The sequence below is a fragment of the Peribacillus frigoritolerans genome (assembly GCF_030676415.1).
Classification (GTDB): domain Bacteria; phylum Bacillota; class Bacilli; order Bacillales; family DSM-1321; genus Peribacillus; species Peribacillus frigoritolerans_A.
This window is the reverse complement of the sequence record NZ_JAUUTW010000067.1, coordinates 1-6,728: the sequence shown is the minus strand read 5'-3', so window position 1 is coordinate 6,728 and position 6,728 is coordinate 1. Positions and strand designations below refer to the sequence as shown.

Below are 6,728 nucleotides of genomic sequence, written 5' to 3'. Positions count from 1 at the left end.
CGTTCGTCCTGAGCCAGGATCAAACTCTCCGAAGAAATGTTTGACTTGCTCATTTGCTTTTTTGATAGTGTGTGCTCACTTAAAATTTAACGTTGGCGCTTTGTTTTGTTCAGTTTTCAAAGAGCAAATTGTTATTGGTTGTTTCAACTTATTCATCTTAACATAACATTGAATAGTTGTCAACTTCTACGAAGAATTTCTTTTGTTAAAATCGCTCATTAATTAGGCGACTTCATTATCATACTTCTATTTTTCTTTAGTGTCAACATTTAATCCGTAAAATAAGAATCTCTAATAACACTTTCTTCTTGAAACCATCTTGTTAATGAATACAAAAAAGCCACCGTACGTGTTTCATCATTAAATTAATCAACTGGGATGCACTAAACTGAAGATTTTATCATTTTAAAGTATTCTTCAATATACATTATCTACCTCACAAATGGCTAACAAATTAGTGTTAAAATTATTTTGAGGTGGTAACTTTGTTTATTTCTCCTATGTTATTGCACAAAGCAGAGCAACCCTTCGAGGATGATGATTTTATAACGGAACTCAAGGTATCTCTATAAATGGATGTGTACATTATCAAAAAAACAATCCTGAATCTTTTGTGCCATACGTTATTTGTACAAATTGTATTTGTACAAAAATATAACAGTGTACATAAATGGTTGTTGTGAGCAGTTATTTTGTACAGTTTTATATTCTATATGCAAACAAATACAAGGACAGATCTTTATATTTAGGTTAGACAAGTGAGATAGTTGATAATAGGGCCACACATTTTAGACATATCTAATATGTGTGGTCCAATTTTATTACCTTGTTGAACTAAAGCACCCGTTAGTTTAAGTACACTTTTTCACAATCTCTCAAGTTAGGTAGTAAGGGAAACCCAATCTATGTAGGCTGATGAGACTCTGGAACATGAAAAAGTTCATTCGATTGTGTTTGATGAGTTACCTTCCTCATTCGATTGTGATGCAGTTGACTGCAATAGTGTTATCAATGCAGCGCTGTTGATTGTTGGAGGTGAAGGTGGTCTCGAAGGTTACGTAAAAGGAGCAGGAGTTGGTTTGCGCCTTTACCTGTCCTACACGAATAAGGCGGGAAATGGTTTAGTCCTTTGTTACAGAAGGCGGCTTTTTTATGACATACGCATCATCACCTGTAACGTAAACTTGTGCTGTTTCTTTTTTCAGCTTTTCCTTTATTTGTTTTATTTCTTCTATTTGACGTTTTGTAACCATTACTTTATTTACTTGCACGGGGTGTTTGTTTATTTCAATTTCTTCTTCTTTCAGAGGAATTCGAAGGTCTTCCTCATTTCCTGCTTCTATTACTAATACTTCACGCTTAATAGGAACAGTGAACGTTTTCTGTTCTTCGACGACTTCTTTATGAACCTTTACCTCCCCCGTTTGTACTCGTTTTTTTTTTATATCCAGCTGCTCTTCTCGTAATTGAAGCGTTTTTTCTTTAATTTCATTTGTTTTTTTAGTCGGTTTGTCGATGTTCCTTCTCGAATTCATTGTATAACTAATGCCGCCTACGATTGCTCCTATAACGAGTCCTGTTACGATTGTAAAACCTGTTACCCAACCGATTATGCTACCGATTATCGCACCAATAGTAATATACTTTCCCATAGGACCTCCTGAAGTTCTTTTTTATATATGAGGATGGAAAGAAACCTACTTAACTTGAAAGTTAAGTAGGTAGGCACAATTAGTCCTCTTTGATATCTGTATTACCATGCGATTCAATATCTGCAACTTCTTTACGAAGTACGTCGCGTACTTGTTCTGTTTCCTGAACCGAACGTTTATGAGCAGTGACTTCACCAGTGACGACCGTATGCTTTTCTACATCAATTTTTTCAGCAGTTACTGGAATGTGAACCGTTTCTTCTTCTGTAATTGGTTCATCTGTTGGTTCGTGATCAATGGCTCTTTGTTCAATAACGACTTGATCATGTAAAACAGGGATATTCACTGATTGTTCTTCCTCAACAATATCCTTATGAAGCGTCACATCACCAGTCTCCACACGGTGTTTGTCGATGTCCAATTCTTCAGCACGAAGATCAAGATGTACGTCTTCTGCTGCAAATTCTGTATCGGCAGTGCGATCTATTTCACGTACCTTTTTTCGAGTTTCCTTTTGAGTTCCTTCTTCGTTAAATAAATCAAAAAAGCCCATGATGAAAACCTCCTAAGGGATGTGTTTGGATGATCGTACAAGTAGTAATGTTACCTGTGTGAGTGAAAATATGCGCTTGAATTTTGGTGCTTGTTTCTAAAAAGGCTTTACTTAGCCATTTGGTATTTACATCCAATGTTTTATTAGGGATATATTTTGATTAAACTTTTAAAAAACCTCAGATCGTTAGAAATCAATCTTCGTATATGTATATTAAGTTGCTTTTTCATTTCCAGGACACCTTTCTGATTTGGAAGATCGTATAGTGCCCTGGCAAGCTGTTCTTCCTCAACTATCCTGCCCCGATAGTTCCATAAAGAAAAAACTTCCTTAAAGGACAGTTTTTATCTTAAGCTAACGCACCTGTTTTTTCAGAAAATTGTCCTTATAAACGTCGCGACTTTATTTTAAACATCGTGACTTTATTTCAAAGCCACAGCATGATGGTTCCAGTTGCAACCAAGAACCCTCCAACATAAGCTGATTTTCCTTTTATTATTCCACAATGGATTCAAACAATTTACAAAGAAATAATGGGGTTTAGTGGTAAGCCCTCTTTTATAGAGAGGTTTTATTTATTAAATTGGTATAAAATGTATTTGGTTGGAAGACAATAATATTACCCAGCTATTCCACTATTCCAACTTAAAAGGACCTTCTCATAATCGAGAGGGGCTTTTTTGTTTTATAAAGGTAAATCAAAATTTAGGTCTAACCTTCTTAACTAATGTAGATTTGAAACAAAGTTTGATCAAATTAATCCAAGAAACCTTGATAAATGAATAAATAGAAAAAGCATGTTTTGAAAAAAGATTAATCAAAACATGCCCTTATAATATTTAATTGGATTATTCTTTTATAAATAAGATTGATCATTTTTGTGTTCCTTATGCAACTAACGCACCCGTTAGTTTAAGTACATTTCTTCACAAACTTTGTTTTTTAAATGACTCTAATCTGTTATAGCCTTAGTTTGAACAGAGTTACATAAGGTAGGATCAGAAAGTAACTCTGTTAATTCGCTTAAATATAAATAATGTTTATCACATTGTGAGGATTCAGGTATTCTTTCACCCTTATTAATCATTTCTAACATTGGAGAGGAAAGAAGAACTTCAACAATAAGTAAATCTGATTCTTCTAAGTTTATTTTGAAACCTGCAAATACATCTTGTTTTATGTCTTTAACTGTTTGAATTAGATTTTGTAAATTAGTACCACTAATTGTTATTTTTATTAAAGGAAAACATCTTACCGTAGGGTTTTTTACTATCTTTCTATTCCTATAATCATAAACGAAATAAAACTTATTCTGATATTGATTCAGTTTTTGTAATTCATTAGTTAGTAAGTAATATTGGTCAGTAAATCCAGTTGATAATTGAGACTCTTCTTCACCTACCAATAACGTCAGATTTTCTGGGGAAGAAATTGATATCGTAGTTAATGAGTTTTTTGATATTTTGGATGTATATTCCATTAATTCATTTAGCTGAGGATTCGATAACTCACCTTTATATATTCCTATCAGGTATTGATTCATATTTTACACACTCCTTTTATACTTACTAGAAAATCCTTCTTCAACTAACCTGCCCCGTTAGAGTTCTATAAGCACTCTCTCTTTCTATATTAAAGGTACGACACGCCAGGAATTTTCAATTGTGAATTGTTCCCCTATAATTCCTTCAAGATCCAATTCCGTCTTTGCCTGACTTTTTAAAGCAGAAAAGGATGAAATTATATAATCCTTATGTGCTTCTTCACTTAACCATCCAGTGAGTACAAGGAAGCGTTTATCATCTTTAACAGAAGAACCAAATTCTCCACCAAGCATTTTTTCAGTCTTTTTCATTCCTGAATTCCAAACTTTACTTTGTGTTTCTATAAAATGAGAAGCCCTTCCCTCCTTTACATTAGACAAAGCAGTTCGAATGAAATTACTTTCTCTTAAAATCGATACTATGTCTTTTTCTAATCCCTGAATATTAAAGACCTCTTCAAATAATTCAACATCAATTGATGTATATGTACTTGACTGATTAGTGTTTAAAAATATACCGTCGTGAACATTATTCATAAAATAAGCATAAACGTCTTTATTTTCCCAGAAGGAAAATACACAAGCAGTTAATTCATTTTTTATACTCCATCCACCAACTTGTCCTAAAAATCCGTTAATGCTATTTACAGGTTGCCATTGTGCTTGTAATTTTGAGAATAAATCTATTTGATCTTTCTTTACCTGACAAGAAATTCTTTTAATAATCATAATTAGCTCTCCCCATCCATTTTTAATTTTACCATTATCTTCTAACTTTGTTCTGCTTATGCAACTAACCTGCCCCGTTAGTTCCATAAAGAAAAAGCTGCCTTAAAGACAGCTCCGATCTTCAGCTAACGCACCCGTTAGTTTAAGTACAATATTTCACAATCTATTTAGTAAAGGAACCATTCAGGGTTACGTTATCTTCATTCGATGTTATCCAAGTACACATCTTGATTTTACTTAACTCGGGTTTATTATTTTCTTTATATTTACTAAAAACCATAAAAATGGTAGAATTCCGAAGAGGTGAAATCATTGAAGTTTAAGCAGTTTATCACCGGCCTATCATCATTATTAACGGCTTTTGTGTTACTCTTTGTTCTATTGAGATTAATGGGAATACTAGTATGGGTGAATGGCGAACCTTTTGATAAATGGATTGCATTAATTGGTTTTATTGCTATGCCTGTTTCTATTTCTATACTATCGAAAAAGATTAAGCTTAATAAAAAGAAAGAACATACTTTGTTTAATATAGTTGTTTTTGCTAATTTCCTTTACTTATTAGGGTCGTTTTCCATTTTATCCGAAAACTATACTTTTATTAAAAGTGGTGAATACCTTTCTTTCCCTTATGTTATACATGAAAAGGAACCTTTTCAATGGCCCAAAGATGAGTATGAAAGTAAGTATACATTCTACAGTTCTTTAAATTCATTTATTTATGTAAAAGATTCAGTCAAAAAGGGAAATCACGGGCTGAGTGAACATGCTCGTTATAGTGATTATAAAGTTAAAGTTATAAGTGGAAGCCTCTACATAACATGGACTGGTGGATCAATATTCATACGATAAAAGGAAGAAGGATATTTCACTCTTCCTTTTTTATTTGAATCGAACAACTTTTCTCTTTCCCTCTAAAATTCTTTATTAAAAGACTACCTCAGCAACCTTCGTTATTGTAGTAAAGCACAGCTGCCTTAAAGACAGCTCCGATCTTCAGCTAACGCACCCGTTAGTTCTATAAGAAATCCGGTATGTAAACAAAGAAAATAAATAAAGAGATAACAATATTCATATACCCCCAAAATCCTTTTCTGTCTTTTTGAAGTTCGGCTAATCCTGTCACCAGCGTAAATGCCCCTAGGAAAAACATGTAATACGGCATTAACTCAAAGGTTTGAGTTATTAGACTATAACCTGATAGAACAATAACCACTATCGCTAAGATAATTCTAACCATTTTCAAGAATATATTTCCCCCTAAAAATTAAGTTCTGCACTATTTCTTTTACAATCATACCATTTAACACCTTTTCATTTGTATGGAAAATGGAAATTCCTTCTTTCACTAACCTGCCCTGATAGTTGCATAAAGAAAAAGCTGCCTTGAAGACAGCTCTGATCTTAAGCTAATGCACCTGTTAGCTTAAGAAGAGGTTTTGATGTGGTTAACTTTTAACTTTTTCCAAGTTGATTTCCAATTCTTTTTTGTTATGCGATCTTCGTAAATTTCTACTCGCTCTTTAGTCTCTTTAAAATAAGGTGTTGGTTTTACCTCTAAATTAATAACATCATGAATTCCACAAGGTGCTGTTAATATTACATTGTCATTTTCATCTAACTTTACTCCCAAAGCTGTTGCTGTTTCTGGAAACTTCGATATAGCATCTACAGACGAAGAATAAGGAGACATATTACTTTTAACATGCATTCTCGCTTCATTCTTTACCGACCAAGGGATATTGGGTATAAGGGATTCTAGTTTTTTTTCGATTTTCTTTTCTTCATATTTATCAATATTTGTTGGATCAAAATAGATCACATCAATATCTGGAATAGATGTTCTTACGCTAAAATCGTGTAATATATCCCAGACCTTTGATCGGATAAAACCAGCACATATCCACCAATCAGGCAAATTCAATGATTTGGCAGATTCTAATATTTCCATCATCCATTTATCTTCTCTAATAAGCGAAACGATTTCTTCCTCATTTATCACTTTAAAATTACTCCTTATAAAATGTATTTCATTAGTTTATTCTTTAACTTCGATGCAAATCCTTGTTGAACTAAACTGCCCCGTTAGCTCCATAACAAAAAAGAGCTGCCAAAGCAACTCCCTTATTGAAGTAAAGCACCCATTAGTTCGATTCACTTATTTCTAGTATATTCTGGAGTATCAAAGAGTGGACATTCCTCATATTGCTTTTCCTTTGCTAGAATAAAGTAAATCCCAAGAATAAAAGTA

General features: G+C 33.2%; 7 protein-coding genes. 1 reads left to right on the top strand and 6 read right to left on the bottom strand.

Annotation, left to right across the window (positions count from 1 at the left end; genetic code table 11):
• Positions 1 to 1,121: 1,121 nt before the first annotated feature.
• The 4 genes from Q8G36_RS28340 to Q8G36_RS28325 form a co-directional block, all read right to left on the bottom strand.
• Complete coding sequence (locus Q8G36_RS28340) at positions 1,122 to 1,652, bottom strand: YsnF/AvaK domain-containing protein (RefSeq protein ID WP_305163116.1); 531 nt, start codon at positions 1,650 to 1,652, stop codon at positions 1,122 to 1,124.
• Positions 1,653 to 1,731: 79 nt separating this feature from the next.
• Positions 1,732 to 2,205, bottom strand: coding sequence for a YsnF/AvaK domain-containing protein (locus tag Q8G36_RS28335; protein ID WP_305163117.1), 474 nt, complete (start codon positions 2,203 to 2,205; stop codon positions 1,732 to 1,734).
• A 952-nt stretch (positions 2,206 to 3,157) separates the two neighbouring features.
• On the bottom strand, positions 3,158 to 3,748 hold the full coding sequence (locus Q8G36_RS28330; RefSeq protein ID WP_305163118.1) for a hypothetical protein: 591 nt from the start codon (positions 3,746 to 3,748) through the stop codon (positions 3,158 to 3,160).
• A gap of 84 nt (positions 3,749 to 3,832) precedes the next feature.
• Positions 3,833 to 4,477 carry a YdbC family protein gene (locus tag Q8G36_RS28325; RefSeq protein ID WP_305163119.1) on the bottom strand — a complete coding sequence of 215 codons (645 nt, stop codon included), beginning with the start codon at positions 4,475 to 4,477 and terminating at the stop codon, positions 3,833 to 3,835.
• A gap of 312 nt (positions 4,478 to 4,789) precedes the next feature.
• On the opposite strand from Q8G36_RS28325, the gene Q8G36_RS28320 reads away from it, so the two are divergent.
• Positions 4,790 to 5,329 (top strand): hypothetical protein, encoded by a 540-nt coding sequence (locus Q8G36_RS28320; protein ID WP_305163120.1) that lies wholly within the window; start codon positions 4,790 to 4,792, stop codon positions 5,327 to 5,329.
• Between the two features lie 166 nt (positions 5,330 to 5,495).
• Here the strand turns inward: Q8G36_RS28320 and Q8G36_RS28315 are convergent, their stop codons facing one another.
• Positions 5,496 to 5,717: a DUF3953 domain-containing protein gene (locus Q8G36_RS28315; protein ID WP_305163122.1), complete on the bottom strand. Its 222-nt coding sequence runs from the start codon at positions 5,715 to 5,717 to the stop codon at positions 5,496 to 5,498.
• 186 nt (positions 5,718 to 5,903) lie between these two features.
• Positions 5,904 to 6,431 (bottom strand): nucleotidyltransferase family protein, encoded by a 528-nt coding sequence (locus Q8G36_RS28310; RefSeq protein WP_370694147.1) that lies wholly within the window; start codon positions 6,429 to 6,431, stop codon positions 5,904 to 5,906.
• Positions 6,432 to 6,728 lie beyond the last annotated feature (297 nt).